This is a genomic window from Methanogenium cariaci JCM 10550, assembly GCF_001315945.1.
Classification (GTDB): domain Archaea; phylum Halobacteriota; class Methanomicrobia; order Methanomicrobiales; family Methanomicrobiaceae; genus Methanogenium; species Methanogenium cariaci.
Genome location: NZ_BBBG01000006.1, coordinates 120067 through 134628, shown reverse-complemented (window position 1 = coordinate 134628; position 14562 = coordinate 120067). Strand labels below are relative to the sequence as shown.

General features: G+C 51.1%; 21 protein-coding genes and 1 pseudogene. 13 read left to right on the top strand and 9 right to left on the bottom strand.

Going from position 1 to position 14562, the window contains the following annotated elements:
* Positions 1-13: 13 nt before the first annotated feature.
* The 3 genes and pseudogenes from mutL to JCM10550_RS07480 all read right to left on the bottom strand — a co-directional run bounded on the left by mutL (position 14) and on the right by JCM10550_RS07480 (position 4239).
* Complete coding sequence (gene mutL / locus JCM10550_RS07490; protein WP_062398173.1) at positions 14-988, bottom strand: DNA mismatch repair endonuclease MutL; 975 nt, start codon at positions 986-988, stop codon at positions 14-16.
* A gap of 11 nt (positions 989-999) precedes the next feature.
* Positions 1000-3656, bottom strand: a pseudogene (mutS, locus tag JCM10550_RS07485) (DNA mismatch repair protein MutS).
* Positions 3657-3729: 73 nt separating this feature from the next.
* Positions 3730-4239, bottom strand: a complete 510-nt coding sequence (locus tag JCM10550_RS07480) for a hypothetical protein (protein WP_062398171.1) — start codon at positions 4237-4239, stop codon at positions 3730-3732.
* A 109-nt stretch (positions 4240-4348) separates the two neighbouring features.
* Between JCM10550_RS07480 and JCM10550_RS18535 the strand changes: the two genes are divergently transcribed.
* The 11 genes from JCM10550_RS18535 to JCM10550_RS07440 all read left to right on the top strand — a co-directional run bounded on the left by JCM10550_RS18535 (position 4349) and on the right by JCM10550_RS07440 (position 10724).
* On the top strand, positions 4349-4519 hold the full coding sequence (locus tag JCM10550_RS18535) for a hypothetical protein (protein WP_157200050.1): 171 nt from the start codon (positions 4349-4351) through the stop codon (positions 4517-4519).
* Between the two features lie 96 nt (positions 4520-4615).
* Positions 4616-4744, top strand: coding sequence for a hypothetical protein (locus JCM10550_RS24715; RefSeq protein WP_281175313.1), 129 nt, complete (start codon positions 4616-4618; stop codon positions 4742-4744).
* On the top strand, positions 4719-5888 hold the full coding sequence (locus JCM10550_RS07475; RefSeq protein WP_062398169.1) for a carboxypeptidase-like regulatory domain-containing protein: 1170 nt from the start codon (positions 4719-4721) through the stop codon (positions 5886-5888). The genes JCM10550_RS24715 and JCM10550_RS07475 overlap by 26 nt, the downstream gene beginning before the upstream one ends.
* Positions 5842-6396, top strand: coding sequence for a hypothetical protein (locus tag JCM10550_RS07470; RefSeq protein ID WP_062398167.1), 555 nt, complete (start codon positions 5842-5844; stop codon positions 6394-6396). Before JCM10550_RS07475 ends, JCM10550_RS07470 begins: the two co-directional genes overlap by 47 nt.
* The gene (locus JCM10550_RS07465) at positions 6393-7274 is read left to right on the top strand and encodes a DUF4350 domain-containing protein (protein WP_062398165.1); all 882 of its coding nucleotides are present in this window, start codon (positions 6393-6395) and stop codon (positions 7272-7274) included. The genes JCM10550_RS07470 and JCM10550_RS07465 overlap by 4 nt, the downstream gene beginning before the upstream one ends.
* 77 nt (positions 7275-7351) lie before the next feature.
* Positions 7352-8158: a MoxR family ATPase gene (locus JCM10550_RS07460; protein WP_245618845.1), complete on the top strand. Its 807-nt coding sequence runs from the start codon at positions 7352-7354 to the stop codon at positions 8156-8158.
* Between the two features lie 5 nt (positions 8159-8163).
* Complete coding sequence (locus JCM10550_RS22470; RefSeq protein WP_245618857.1) at positions 8164-8277, top strand: hypothetical protein; 114 nt, start codon at positions 8164-8166, stop codon at positions 8275-8277.
* A 33-nt stretch (positions 8278-8310) separates the two neighbouring features.
* Positions 8311-8856 (top strand): hypothetical protein, encoded by a 546-nt coding sequence (locus JCM10550_RS07455; protein WP_062398163.1) that lies wholly within the window; start codon positions 8311-8313, stop codon positions 8854-8856.
* A gap of 49 nt (positions 8857-8905) precedes the next feature.
* Positions 8906-9499, top strand: a complete 594-nt coding sequence (locus tag JCM10550_RS07450) for a DUF58 domain-containing protein (RefSeq protein ID WP_281175319.1) — start codon at positions 8906-8908, stop codon at positions 9497-9499.
* A gap of 69 nt (positions 9500-9568) precedes the next feature.
* Positions 9569-10018: a hypothetical protein gene (locus JCM10550_RS07445; RefSeq protein WP_062398159.1), complete on the top strand. Its 450-nt coding sequence runs from the start codon at positions 9569-9571 to the stop codon at positions 10016-10018.
* Positions 10011-10724, top strand: a complete 714-nt coding sequence (locus JCM10550_RS07440) for a hypothetical protein (RefSeq protein ID WP_062398157.1) — start codon at positions 10011-10013, stop codon at positions 10722-10724. The genes JCM10550_RS07445 and JCM10550_RS07440 overlap by 8 nt, the downstream gene beginning before the upstream one ends.
* Before the next feature lie 38 nt (positions 10725-10762).
* Here JCM10550_RS07440 and JCM10550_RS24710 read toward each other — a convergent pair whose 3' ends face one another.
* The 6 genes from JCM10550_RS24710 to JCM10550_RS07420 are packed head-to-tail and all read right to left on the bottom strand — an operon-like array spanning position 10763 to position 12991.
* Positions 10763-11095 carry a DUF1616 domain-containing protein gene (locus tag JCM10550_RS24710; protein WP_281175312.1) on the bottom strand — a complete coding sequence of 111 codons (333 nt, stop codon included), beginning with the start codon at positions 11093-11095 and terminating at the stop codon, positions 10763-10765.
* Complete coding sequence (locus JCM10550_RS24705; RefSeq protein ID WP_281175311.1) at positions 11092-11400, bottom strand: DUF1616 domain-containing protein; 309 nt, start codon at positions 11398-11400, stop codon at positions 11092-11094. The genes JCM10550_RS24710 and JCM10550_RS24705 overlap by 4 nt, the downstream gene beginning before the upstream one ends.
* Entirely contained in the window at positions 11400-11753 is a 354-nt protein-coding gene (locus JCM10550_RS24700; protein ID WP_281175310.1) for a DUF1616 domain-containing protein, read from the bottom strand. Before JCM10550_RS24700 ends, JCM10550_RS24705 begins: the two co-directional genes overlap by 1 nt.
* Positions 11754-11790: 37 nt before the next feature.
* Entirely contained in the window at positions 11791-11961 is a 171-nt protein-coding gene (locus JCM10550_RS07430; protein ID WP_157200049.1) for a hypothetical protein, read from the bottom strand.
* Between the two features lie 17 nt (positions 11962-11978).
* The gene (locus JCM10550_RS07425; RefSeq protein ID WP_062398152.1) at positions 11979-12281 is read right to left on the bottom strand and encodes a hypothetical protein; all 303 of its coding nucleotides are present in this window, start codon (positions 12279-12281) and stop codon (positions 11979-11981) included.
* Between the two features lie 38 nt (positions 12282-12319).
* Positions 12320-12991, bottom strand: coding sequence for a hypothetical protein (locus JCM10550_RS07420; protein WP_062398150.1), 672 nt, complete (start codon positions 12989-12991; stop codon positions 12320-12322).
* Positions 12992-13162: 171 nt separating this feature from the next.
* On the opposite strand from JCM10550_RS07420, the gene JCM10550_RS07415 reads away from it, so the two are divergent.
* Positions 13163-13405: a hypothetical protein gene (locus JCM10550_RS07415; protein ID WP_157200048.1), complete on the top strand. Its 243-nt coding sequence runs from the start codon at positions 13163-13165 to the stop codon at positions 13403-13405.
* A gap of 219 nt (positions 13406-13624) precedes the next feature.
* Complete coding sequence (locus JCM10550_RS07410) at positions 13625-14554, top strand: hypothetical protein (protein ID WP_062398146.1); 930 nt, start codon at positions 13625-13627, stop codon at positions 14552-14554.
* Positions 14555-14562 lie beyond the last annotated feature (8 nt).

Below are 14562 nucleotides of genomic sequence, written 5' to 3'. Positions count from 1 at the left end.
TTTGCTTCCCGGCTCAGGATCGAATTTCCCGTTTTGCAGGGTGAACGTTCACATCTACGAGCGATGTGTCGATTTTGATACTCAGATACGCCATAGGAAACCGACCTTTGGGGATGAGGGTGCCATACCCCCCCGCACGAATTGCCCGGACAATCTGGGGGGGTGATGTGACGGGACGCCCATTCACACAGAGATGTATCTCCCCCCCGGCATTTGGGCGACAGGCCTCTGGGCGTACAATGGCGCCATCCACCCTCATCACCGGGGGGGTGCCTGCACTAAGGGGGGGAATGATCTTTCGGGATATATCCGCTCCAAACACCTGTGCAATGGTCTGCACCATCGTTGTCGTGCGCTGGGTTCTGAGTTTCTCTTTCCCGTTTACTCTCAAACGAAATGCAGATTCCGGATGTGCAAAGGCTTCTGCTTCAACCGCACGATAGATATGAAGCAGTTCCGTCTCCTTGGACTTGAGAAACTTCCGGCGGGCGGGTGTGTTATAAAAAATATTGTCAACCCGTATTGTTGTGCCCTGCGGTGCGGACACCTCTGAAACAGAGAGTATCTCCCCCCCACCTTCAACGATCATTTCTGTGCCCGCATCATTGACCTTTGTTCTTGTTGTCAGAGTTACCCGCGATACGGCAGCAATACTTGCCAGTGCCTCGCCCCCCCGGAAACCCATCGTATGAATGCGGGAGAGATCGTTCGGACCCTGAATCTTACTGGTTGCATGGCGGACAAAAGACATCCGTGCATCAGACGCCTGCATACCACACCCGGTATCGGACACCTGAACCGAGCTGACATGCTGTGTGCCGACGTTAATATCCACTTTTATCATATCAGCACCGGCATCCACCGCATTCTCCACCAGTTCTTTCACTACGGATGCGGGCCGTTCGATCACTTCACCGGCAGCAATCGTGTTCACAGTCTCATCGTCTAACAGGCGGATAACTCCTGCATCTCTCTTTTCAGGCATCATCACAAATCCTGCTACACCTTCTTCTGGAGTTCATAGAGCTGTACCAGTGCCTCACGTGGCGTGAGTGAATCCAGATCCAGGTTTTTTAGTTCAATAAGAGCCGGGCTTTCCGTGGCACAACCAACACCAGGGGGGGCATCCATCAGAAGCATCTGGGTATACCGCGGAGCATGCCTCCCTTCAGATACCGGAGTCCGGAGTCGTTCCTGTTCAAGCACCTGTCCCGCCCTCCGGAGCACCTTTCCGGGAATACCCGCAAGGCGTGCCACATGAATTCCATAACTTCTGTCTGTTGCACCCGGTATCAGTTTCCTCAGAAAAACCACGTCGCTACCGGTCTCTTTAACGGCAAAATGGCAGTTTTTCACCCGTTTCAGGTCTGCTTCAATCTCTACAATTTCATGGAAATGGGTTGCAAACAGGGTCCGCGGCCCTCGTTTTCCGGTCCCGTGCAGGAACTCAATAACCGCACGTGCAATCGAATACCCGTCAAGGGTTGATGTACCCCCTGCCAATTTCGTCAAGAATCACGAGACTGTGTTCACTCACATTATTGAGAATATTGGCCAGCTCCACCATCTCAACCATAAATGTCGACTGACCGCTTGCAAGATCATCAAATGCCCCCCCGACGCGGGTAAAAACACGATCAACGATGCCGACAACGGCCCGGTCAGCAGGCACAAAACTCCCCCCCATCTGTGCCATAATACAGATGAGGGCAACTTCCCGCATATAAGTCGATTTTCCTGCCATATTGGCACCGGTGATGATGGCGATCTGATCCATGCCCGTATCAAGCTCAGCGTCATTCGGGACAAATCCAACTGATGACATACTCTCTTCTACCACCGGATGACGGCCATCGGTAATCAGAAGGCGGCCGGAATCTTCAATAACCGGACGGGCATATCCGTTTTCAGCAGCAGCATCCGCAAGGGCGGAGAAGAGGTCAAGACGGGCAATCGCCTGTGCGGTTGTCTGTATGAAAGAAACCGCCTCTTTCAGACGGATGATGACATCTGCATAGAGTTCTTCTTCAAGGGCACTCTGACGTTCTTGTGCATGTGCAATCTTCTGCTCCATCTCCTGCAGCTCCGGGAGAGTAAACCGTTCGCCATTACTCAGGGTCTGCTTTCTGAGATACTCTGGTGGCACAAGAGAGAGATTTGCCTTTGTCACCTCGATATAATATCCGAATACTCTGTTATACCCGATCTTCAGTGATTTTATACCTGTGCGGTCGCGTTCCTGCTGCTGGAATGAGGCAATCCAGTCTTTGCCGCTCCGGCTGATATTCTGTATTTCGTCCAGTTCACTACTGAACCCTTCCCGTATTATTCCACCCGTTCGTGCCAGCACCGGAGGATCATCAACAATTGCAGCACTGATCAGGGAGACCTGATCGGTGTGATCCCTGATGCCGGTCTGGATTTCCGAGAGAAGCCGAGGAGTCATGCTGTCATCTGCAGAGAGCACATCCCGGATCTCAGGTAACCGCTCCAGCGAATCACAAAGGGTCAGAAGGTCCCGGGGACCCACATTACCATAGGCAATTCTGCCGGCAATGCGCTCAATATCTGCAAACCGATGCAGGTGGCCCCCCTGAGAATTTCCCGCTGAAGGGGGTTCATTCAGACAGTAATCGACAGCATCCAGACGTGCCATTATCTCTTCTTTATCAGTAAGGGGGACTGGTGATGAACGTGCGCAGAAGGCGACCGCCCATGGCAGTCTTTGTCCGGTCAAGCACCGAAAGAAGGGTATGTTTTGTCCCGCCGTCACGAATATTGCGGGTCAGTTCAAGATTGCGCATCGTGATTGCGTCAAGCAGCATGCCCCCCCGCTCCGGCAAACGGGTCTGCAGTGAACTGATATGCCCCCCCAGATCACATTTCTGGGTATCTGTTGCATACCGCAGACAGGCACCGGCTGCAGCCACTGCTTCATCCATATCACTACAGCCAAATCCTTTCAGGGTTGATACGCCAAACTGCCCCCGTTAACCGGGACAGTGCCTCTGTATGGTCAAAGTATTCTGTGCCGCAGGGGGGGTGATCGCTATCCCCCGTCCCTCGAAAATAGGCTGCAGCCGGGGGGGAGACAACGACTGGGGGGGCAGGAGACATTCCCGCGGGCCGGTACGGTCTATTGCAGAGAGAAGACCATTGCCTCCGTCATCCGCCCTGCATGTGGTGACAAAGAACTCACCTGTGGTGATGTCCAGAAATGCCAGACCAAAGACGGTTTGTTTCACATCCGGGACGACTGCCATCAGATAGGCCTGCCCTTCAGAAGGAACCATCGAAGAGTCAATCACAGTCCCCCCCGGAGTAATGACACGCACGACATCGCGTTTCACAACGCCCTTTGCTTTTTTTGGGTCTTCAACCTGATCACAGACGGCCACGCGGTAGCCTTTCTTCACCATACGGGCAATATAAGCCTCTCCTGCATGAATCGGGACACCGGCAAGAGGCATACGCTCTCCATTCTGGTCCTTGCCACGGGAGGTCAGGGTGATGTCAAGTTCCCGTGATATCAGTTCGGCATCCTCCCCCCCAAACGTTTCGTAGAAGTCTCCCATCTGAAAAAAGAGAACACAGTCGGGATACCGTGATTTCATCTCATAAAACTGCTTCATTGCAGGTGTTGGTCCTTTACTCATCACGACTCAGTATAGGAGTCTACCTTTGGCGATATGAGTCTTATTACATGAACATACAGGAGCAAAAAAAAGATTATGACAGGGATACGGTATGACTGATCTTCGGGATCTCAATGCTGTCATTGAAGGACTCTTCGAACCCGTCGGGGGGGAAGGTAACCGTCGTCTCTGCGGGGGACAAATCCACAGTGATCAGCGGGGCAAACCAGTAACCTGAAAGGATTTCACTGGCACGGGTAAAGGATAGCGCCGGTGTGGTGTAGGTCGTCTCACCGTCACCTATATCCACATGTGCATATCCTGTGACATTAAATGCAGCAGAATTCGTCGTTACTTCACTTACCGAGACCTCTTTTCCGGAATTGCTCTCCAGAGCACTCTTTAATTCAGCGGCAGGATCTGCAACCTTAAAGAAGACCGCGACCCGCTCTGCCAAGCCAAGAGTATACGAAAATGTAACCGTCGAATCCCCCCCGTTCTCTGACACATCAATGGAAAGAGATTCAGCAGTAAACGCTGATGCCGGAGCCGCCATGACTGAGAAGAAACAGAATATGGCAAGAACTGTCAGTATTTGTTTCATAATATAACACCTGATTTCCATTATGTTTCCCAAGTATTTTATTCCTTTGTTGCGCAGGCCGGAAACAGTCGGTATTCTTATTAGTCTCAAAGAAGAGAAATTCTAATAAATGGGCATTACAACTCGAGGGTATTCTCTGCTTGCCATCTTTCTCTGGATGCTCATCATCCTTGGGTTCATGACACTCGCCCAGGTAGTAAACCTCGAAATATTTTTTGTATTATGGCTGATTGGGGGGGTGCTCGTCATCATTGAACTGACTGACCCCCCCGTTCATTGAACCAAGGATGATCCGTTATGCAAAATATCTGGCCGCTGGAGGCGTAATCATCTTCGGGATTATTGTGCTGCAGAAGATCATGGAGATTATCGGTTCATGAAGAGGTATATCGCTCCCGTCATCTTCATCGGACTGGCCATCCTCTTTGCCGTTTTGCTGATGCCATACACCGCAGAACCTGAGATATATGCGATTGAAAATGTGGAAGGGGCCGGAATTTTTTAAGAACCCAATCGCCCTGAAACAGATTTCACAGGAGAAGACCGCTGACCTTCAGCCGCTGATGCAGGACTTTTTGGGCTCATCCGGGACCATTGTTCTGAATGTGCGCCTGAAAAATTTTGAGGATGCACAGGAGGACCTTGCCGAGTACCGCAGGGCGGCATCGCAGTTTGACCGGCTCGTTATCAATCTGGATATGAGTGAGTCTGAAATCGGTGAATTCAGGAAGAACAATGCGGATAATCTCAGGAACCTTGAAGAGCTGATCAACGATTCGGTCGCATTCGATGAACTGAACCGTCTTGAAATCCAGTATCAGAACGAAGACAATCCCGCGATGATGTATTCCATCGCATATGAAGGGGGGGAGGCACTGCGGGAAAAGATCACACAGGAATTTGCACAGTACCAAAATAACACGGCTGCAATGGCAAAGACCGGGAGAACGATTGAGGTGGACCCTGCACCAATGGAATCTTCGGTCGATCACTTTGCAGACCATGTCAGCGAGATCACTGGCGTTCAGGAAGAACGGGTCGGCCGGGCATCGGAGACGGCCGCACAGACACAGATCGTATTCAGGGAAGAGCTGACCCTTGTCACACATCCTCCGGGGGGGATATACGGCGATGAGATGCATGCAACAGGCATGTATTCGCATACCGGAGACATTCCTACGGGAGAACCGGTCACCCTCTACATCGACAGCAGGGAATTCGCGGTTTCAGCCTGTAACACTACCGGGGAGTATGATATCCCGTTTACGATTCGCCAGATGTATGCAGGCACACACCTTGCTTACACACGGGCCGGCAAGGTATTCTCCCCCCCGATCATACCTATCTCCGTTAACAGTACTGCAGGCGTGCTGACACTCAATGTCTCGGTAATGGGCAGCACCCTTTTCTCTTCAGGCAGGCTGACAACGGAATGTAGGGATGTCTCCGATGCACCGATAACCCTCTACCTCAGAGGTACGGATAACGAGACACAGACGACGGTATATACCGACAGTTCAGGGACATATTCATATGAAACCGAGGTAAATCCGGGGGATTACACGATTCAGTCCGTCTTCTCAGACCCAAGTTTTCCGGTGAATGAGTGCAGAAGCGGGGGAATATGTCGTCTCAGTCGGCCAAAATGATCTTATCCTCTATCTGTTCCTGTTCGCAATCGTTGCAGCAGGTGCCGGATACCTGATACTCCGCCGCAGACATAATACCAGAGAAGAAACCCCCCCATCCCCCCCTGAAGAGACAGATGAACCGGATACACCAGAAGAATATCCTTCCCCCCCAGTTCCTCTGTCTGAAAATGCAGAAGAGATACGGGCAAACAGTCCGTCAGAAGCCACTGCAATACGGGATTTCCGCAGCAGATATATGTCACAGAGAACAACACTCTCAAATGCTGATGCCTCCCGTATACTGGGAGAAGGCCTTACTGCCGCCATCGTGTTCCATACCGGACAGAGGTGCAGACCGTCTGAGACGATGCGGGAACAGGCAGACAGGCTGGATGACAGATGCCGGGGACAGGCATACGTGTTTGTAACCATCTACGAAGCAATGGTCTACGGTAAATACCAACAGAAAGGAGATGAACTTCTCGTGGCATGGGATGAGGCCATCCTTTGCATGGGTGCTGCATGAAACAGACCACAGGAAACATACTGGTCGTTGCAGCTCTGATACTTGCAGGCATTGTGATACTCGGCTATCTCTCCTCAACCGATGCCGAACTGTCCCGCTACAACAACGGATGGAACGGCACCGCCACGTTCTATGACCAGCTTGAGAGAACCGGCAGCACACCCGTTGCCTCCTCTGCCACTCTCCGTTCAGCACCTCCGAATACGCATATTATGGTTGAACCACACCATCTGCCTGAAGAAGAAAAAGATACACTCAGACAATTTGTAAGAAACGGGGGGGGAACACTTATTCTAATTGCTAAAAATGAATCGGCAAACAGTATCCCGGAGGCCGTAGGGAGTTCCATCAGGATTCATGAATCCATACTGTCAAGCATTGACAGGGAATACGCAGACCCGCGTATGGTCATTGCCTACCGGGCACAGGACCATAGAGTGCTCAAGGGTGTGGAGAGTATTGCCCTGAACCAGCCGGCAACACTGACCGGGGGGGGTGAGGTACTGCTTCAGACCTCCATTATCTCATGGATTGACAGGAATAACAACGGAAGAGCGGATGGCATGGAGACGTTCGGCAAAGAATCGGTGATGGCCCGCGAGGTTCTTGAATCCGGAGAAATTATTATTCTTTCAGATAGTGGGGTTCTCATTAACAGTATGGATTCCACAGTATCGGAACGGGATAATACCCAATTTCGGACGAACCTTGCTGCCGGTATGGATACCTCCTATGACACCATCTTTTCACAACCATTTGAGACAGATGGTGCCCTGCAGGCCGTTACCGGTGCAAAAAGCACAAACATTATTAAAATATTAGTATTAGTGCTAATTACCGGCATTATCTGCGTCGCGTATGCACGGAGAATACTATAACAGCATACCTGAGGAAATGAATGACACAATATAATAATACTGAATCAGTTACCCAGATCTCAAATAGATATTTTCAGATGCGGGATGAAATCAGGCAGTTGGTTGTCGGAAATGATGAACTCATTGAAATGATAGTCATTGCCATTCTCTCGGAAGGTCACATCCTGATAGAGGGGGGGGTGCCCGGCACGGCCAAGACAACACTTGCAAAGACCTCTGCAATCCTTTTAGGCTGTGAATTCCACCGGTTTCAGTCCTCGTTTGACAGTCAGCCGGCAGATATTATTGGGATACAGTTCTGGAACGCTGACAAGAAGATGTTTGAACTGAAGAAGGGGGGGCCGATTTTTACGAATATCCTCCTTGTTGATGAGATAAACCGTCTACCGCCCAAAACACAGAGTGCATTCATCGAAGCGCTCTCGGAGGCACAGGCAACCATTGATGGAACCGAATATCCCCTTCCCTATCCCTTTTTCACCATTGCAACCCAGAACCCCATGGAATTTGAAGGAACGTTCCCTCTCATCGAGGCACAGAAAGATCGGTTTATGTTCTCCATCAATGCGACCCATCTCTCCGGTGAAGATGAATTTGAGATTATCCGGCGTGAACGGGATGGGATGCTCAACTGGAAGACATTTGCAAAAGCCATGTCGCCGCTGTTTACCCGGGAAGGAATTCTCAACGATGTGAAATATGTCAAACGGATCCATGTCGGAGAAGAGATTCTCTCGTATATACGGGATATCATCATAGCAACGCGTGAACATGCGGATATTTCACTGGGTTCAAGCAGCCGCGGGTCGATTGCTCTTATTCGGGGGGGAGCAGGGCAAAGGCGGCACTGGAGAACAGAGACTATGTTATCCCTGATGATGTAAAGGCAATAACCCTGCAGGCACTTCAGCACAGGATTATTCTCAGACGTGAGGCAGAGATCAGCGGAACGAACACTACAGCCGTCATCCAACAAATCCTTGATTCTGTCGAGGTGCCCTGAGACGTGCAGCCAACCCGTCTCTGCAGGGCAGTAATGCTCCTTGGCGGAGCATTGCTGGTATCTGCATGGATCTTCGATGAGCCGCCATTCTTCTTTGCAGGAGGTGCCGTATGGCTGTTTGTTCTCTTTTCCCTGCATCACAGCATCTCTGCTGCCCGAACAGCTGCAGAACACCTGACAGGAGAGAGAGAGACAAAAGAGCGTTTTTCCCGTTCAGGTACCCGGGTGCACATGACAACGACGCTCCGCAGTCAGGTTCTGCCCGGATATTGTCTGGAAGCAGAGGATATGCTTCCGGATTCTGCCACAGATATTATCGGGGAAACGAAGAGTATCATCTCTGATGAGAATGGGACCTGCACCCTGCAGTATTCCTTTCGGCTTCTCGCCCATGGCACCATTCATCCCGGCGGTGTCATCCTCCGCTGTTCGGATGCCTTCTTTACGATCAGGGTTTCCGTTCATCATTCCTCTCTGCAGAGTCCGAATCTCTTTGCCTTTCCGGAAAAAGGGCGGGGGGGGTACGAGGGTTCGGGGGGGGATACAGCGACAAGGAGACCATGCGTAGGACAGCCATGAAAAGCAGTGGTGTCCGTTCGTTCCGGGAATATCGGCAGGGGGGGATAATATCAGGGACATTGACTGGAAGATGACAGCCAAATACGGGACAACATATGTGCGTGAATATGCGGGTGTTGAAGGAGGAACGGCAACACTGGTGGTTGATCTTCCTGATGATATGACAGTTCATACTGAAGAGATCTTTTCCGGTGTACGAAAAGTGGTCATCCAAAGAATTGCAGAGATACAGGAGCGGCGTGAGTCTTCCCGGATCGTTGTTCTGGCAGGGTGCGAGATAGTAGCAATGAGGGATATCGGTCCGGGTGCTGACATACTCCATGAACTCTCCGGGATACTCACCCCGACAAAGCGCATGCACTCCCTCTATCGGGCATATTCCCCGGTAATGCTTGCAATACGGATGCGGGCGGCAGGGGGGGAACGGATGCCGTTCACCTCCGCGGCACAGGCCGCTGTTGAGACATTCAGCAGGTCAACAGGCCCGATCGGATTTGAGGAGACAATGTATCGCGCACTGGCATCATCCCACGATACTGAGATTCAATGTTATACACCGGGACGGGGGGGATCTCAGCCATGTCTGGGCTATGGCAACCGCTGCGTATGCAATGCATCGCCAAGTGAAGATATTCCTCCCTAAAGAGTCATTCAAAAAAGATATCGGAACCGTTGCAGAGTTCTTTCATGTGGACTCACTTGAGGTGATACCATGATGGCCATTCAGTGGAGAACCGGATGTATCTGCATCGCAATTCTCGGTGCTATCATATCCCTCGCCTTTGGGGGGGGAACCGGCGAGATAATTATACCGGGATGTGTGGTTCTGGTTGCGCTGATCACCCTAGGGAAAAAAGAGAACATCAACCTGTATGTGCTGGCCGCCGGTCAGCTGCTGGTGTACGGGGGCTGCACAGGATCCTATATCGCGGCTGTCGTCTGCGAAGTCAGTCTTTTTGCTGCGGTTGCCGGGAATACCCGAATAAAACTGCTTATTGCAACCACCATCACGCTTGCCATTCTGGCTACCGCAGCACAGCAGATGTACCATACCGGATGGTGGCTTGCGGGGCTCGCCATTCTCTGCACCGTCCTTGTCATTTCCGGGTATGCCCGGGAAGAAGCGATATCACGGGCTATGAGGAGTAATTCAGATGAATAACATCATTTCCAAAGAATATCAGTCGCCGATACTTCTAATGGTAATCGCACTGTTTCTGATTGTTCCGGTGTTTGTCACCGGAAGAACAGACTTACCTGCCGCAACACTGGTGGTGGCATCATGCGCCTGTTTTTTTGGCGCAGTATTTCTGATGGTCACCCGGCCCGAGGAAGGGATTCCGGCAGATGTGGCGTCACTCTTTTCAACCGGTCTTATGATCAGCTACGCTCAGGTTGTGGCAGAACTTGGGGGGGCTTCAGGCCCTGCTCATTTCATTCCGGACGGGGGGGACATCGTACGTCAGTTCAATCCAACGGGCAATACTCAAAGCATGCCAAAACCGGATTCCACCGTCATTGTGCCTGAACCGGAAACGGGAGGAATCTTTTCGGTGCCTTCCGGCATGCCAATAATGGAAAAACTTTGTCATTCCGGTGAACTCCAGATACCCCCCCACGAGATTTCGGACATCTGCACAGCCATTTCAGAAACCGAACGGGATCTGATACACGTAGCAGAAGAGGTGGAGGTGACCGAAGAAGGAGAGAGCATCGTTGTCCGATTCTCAGGGTTCAGGTTTACCGCGGCGTGCGAACAGGTTCGGTCCGAGTCTCTGAAGATCGGTGAGATTGCCCCCCTGCCCCCCCTGCAGCTTGGCAGGATGCATCCTTGCGGCAGGGACAGGGGGGGAGGTGTGGAGAGTTGAAGGGATTGCTCCTTCACCGGAAAAAAATGAGATGATACTTACGTTTGGTCGTAGGGAGGACGCACATCCACCCAGAGATGAAGGTCCCGGTACGACGCATTGACCCGTTCAGCACCTGACACCGAATCGTCAGGCACCGCATCCATGAAGAGCAGGAACTGAATCCGGTTTGCTCCGACATCGGTTACGGTAAAGTTGTAGGGAATTTCAGCTGTCTCATTGTGCATCACTGCCACAGGGATCTGGTCTAAAAGATCCATTGAATAGATTTCTGATCGGTTTTCTTCAGCAATCCAGGTCTGGTTCATCGCCCAGGTCTCAATGATATAGTTCACAGCTGTGTATTCATGGTTTCCAACTCCGATGATCACAAACTGGGGGGGGTGCCTGCGGGAAACCGGTCGGGATAATCGGCTGCCATTTCTTCTTCTCCCAGAATATAAAACTCCGTGAAATGCTCACCCTCCTTTGGCACAACGATCACAAATACGGTGGTGATAACGGCAGCGAGGATGGCAACGATGAGGATATAGGAGAGGGCACGGTCGAGTGTACTCTGGTCTTCAGAGAAGAGTTCGGTCTTTGCCTCAGCATACCATTCCCGTACCGGCAGGACAAACCGCTCATCTGGGGGGGCAAGCAGGGCACGTCGGTAATGGGCAACCAGCACCATCATCACCGTGAAGATGGACAGGGAGAGAACAATCGGGTCCAGCCGTATCCCCCAGGGGGGGTGTAATTCAGTGCAAGTCCAATCAGCGGTACCACCGCTATGGATAATCCAAATGAGAGAGCAACTCGTTCAAGAGTATCAATCTCTTCTTTTCCGGGGGGGAAAAGCGCTGCGATGAGTGCATATCCGGGAATAAAGAGCACTACCGGAAGGGCAAAGATAATCCTCAGTGGGCTTTCATTCAGATACGGCACATATATTGTCAGAACTGCAATGCCTAACCAGAGCAGAATCCCCGTGAGATCACGAAACCAGATGCCTGTTCCAAAGGCCGTATAGAGATCTTCTATTGTCAAAGATTTTGCCATAAATATCCAAAAAAGAGAAAAATATTCAGATGCGCCGCATACAGATTGCTGCCATTCCGATACCTGCGATAAGTCCTACCATAGGCAGCGGAGTCTGTGTTGCGGCAGGTTCTGGAGTTGTAGTTGACGTCGTTGATGCGGGGGGGGATATCGTTCCCTGTGTCGGGACCAGTGTCCGGGGGGGCGTGTTTTCCATATTATCCGAATAATACATCAGTGCGTAGGTACCTGTCCCGGCACGGAGGCCCGCACCTGACTACCTCCAATAACTTCACTGGGCATGATGGTCCAGCTTCCCCCGATATACCGTCCAATAAAGAATGAGTGGAGATCACCGGTGTTTTTCAGTGTTGATGGGATCGTAAACACCATCGTTCCGGAATTGCCTGCATATCCCCCCCCGGTAAATATCAGTGAATATGCATCCCCCCCTGCTTTTTTCCAGTCATCGGGGACATCAGTGGCCGATGCCAGCATCAGCATGGCGGTGCTCGCTTCAGCCGGAGAAAAGGTCACATCGTTACCAATGGATGATATTGAAGAATCACCAGGAACTACTGTCTGGGTTGGTGTCGGTGCTGTTGTCGGAATCTCAGATTCATCATTATCAGAAGATCCGGATGATTGGGGGGGATTGGCGTAGAAGTAGAGGTAGGAACCACAGGTGTGGGTTCCGGCGTATGGGATGAACCGGATCCCAGTGTGATATCTTTGCTCATCACGTAGGTTCCACCGTCAATATTCACAACGATACTGAGTGTTCCCGCATCAATTCCTTTTACATTAAAGGTAATGGATGAGTCCTCGGGCCCGGCCTTGGTGCCGACAAGGTTCAGACGACTTTTCACGGTTGCTTCATCCATTGTTAGCCCTTCAAGCCAGAGTTTATTATAGACCCCCCCGGATGAAATTGACGCACTTTCATCAATGGTACAGGAACCACTTGCATCGGATATAATTGAGAGTGTCTTGATAACGCCGCCGGACTCCTCCTGATAGTTCACCCGGAGAAATTCGGATTTTTCAGCATATGCAATGATTCTTCCGCTGGAGAGAGAGAATGGCATGTTCAGGTTGGCAACCTCAAACGAAAACGGAGACGCGCTACCCACATCGTAGTAGCCCTCTATCAGAAGGGAGAACGATGAAGCGTCAGGAAGGTCCTGAACAGATATCGTAATCTGATCGCCTTCTCCTACCTGATCCGGAGAAATCCCAACCGACACTGCCCCCCCTACCGTAGCAGTACAGGAAATGAATATCCCGGATAAAAGAAATAGAACAATAACAGCATTTCTTAGAGTCATTTGATATAATTCACAATAAAAACATAAAAGTATATAGCATCACACGCCACCATAAGAATTATCTATTTATAGAGTGTTAGGAGGACGCATATGAAAGTAAAAGTACAGCTAACAATTATGATATGCCTGTTACTGGCATTGGTTGCCGGAAGCCCGGCGGCAGCAGCCTTTGTTGAGGTGGAGCTGGATACAAACTACACGTATCTCAATACCAGTTTCCAGTATCTGAAGGTGAATGATCTGATGCAGCTTGATCAGACTGAAATGTTCGTCCTTCAGACAACTTCAGGCGGAAGCGAAGTGAAGACCATCACATCCCCCGTTTGTGGATGATGTGACGCGGGAATTTACCAACACGCAGGGGGGGACGATTGGAGGAGCGACCATCACCATTGCTGAAGCATCGTCCACGGTGACCATCGGCGAGGCGTATGCGACAAATGTCTTTACCGAGCTTTATGTCCCTGCATTTGCAGCCAAAATTCCCGGAAAGGAGGGAGTCATCGGGCTGGGCAAGTATAACAACAGCGCAGCAAAGGAAGATTTCACCACATGGGGGGGGACTGTTTCCGCCTGCAGGAAGCGATGTACTTCTTTGCCGGTGCAACCGGAAGTGAGTATGAAGGTGCCATCTACCGGGTTGACCCGCCGGGAGGCCCGGTCAATGAAGGAGTCGTAAAGATTAATTCAACCGGTGCTGGCCCATACTATGATCCTGCCAATCTCGGAGACACCCTGACAAATGTGAACAATGTGGTAAACCTCACTGATTACACAACCGCCCGGGCCGGATCAGTTGCCATACCCCGACCGGTAACCGATGGAAAATACGCAGTTTCAGCACTTGCCTACTTCCCGGAAAATGAGACATTCTATGTCTATGGAGGCCTGCCGGTCACCATCATGGACGGTGACCGCAAAATCCTTTGGAACGGTTCAGCCGCAGCACCAACGTTCACCCAGAATGTCAGTGAAGACGTAACTGTCACCTTTGACAACACCGCATCGATCACAAACATCTCATATGTGCTGGTGAATACCGACGAAGCGTATGATGCAATCGTCCACGTCAACACCTCAAATCTCCTTGAGGGAGCCAAGACAAGCTGGCAGAACCTGATCCCATCGTCACCTGCAATGCCGCAGATCCTTGAAGACGGTATCCGCAGCTTTGGTCCGGACCCTGACGGTGCCTACACCTATGCAATAAAACTGACCAGTGAACCGGATTTCCCTCCCTATGCAACGGATAAATCGCTTGCAATTACACCGGGATACGGTATCTCCGATGTGGAGAGAAATGGGAACAGCATCGTCATCCCCCCCTCCGAACAACTGGATGACTTAGTACCTGGAAATTACACGCTGTATGCGCTCGGTACGGATGCAGAGTATGACACACTGGCACTCGACCAGCTCAGTGTTAATATCACCGATATCACAACCCATGAGGAAGGGATCGCCCCCCCGGGTGGAACCTGATATCAGTC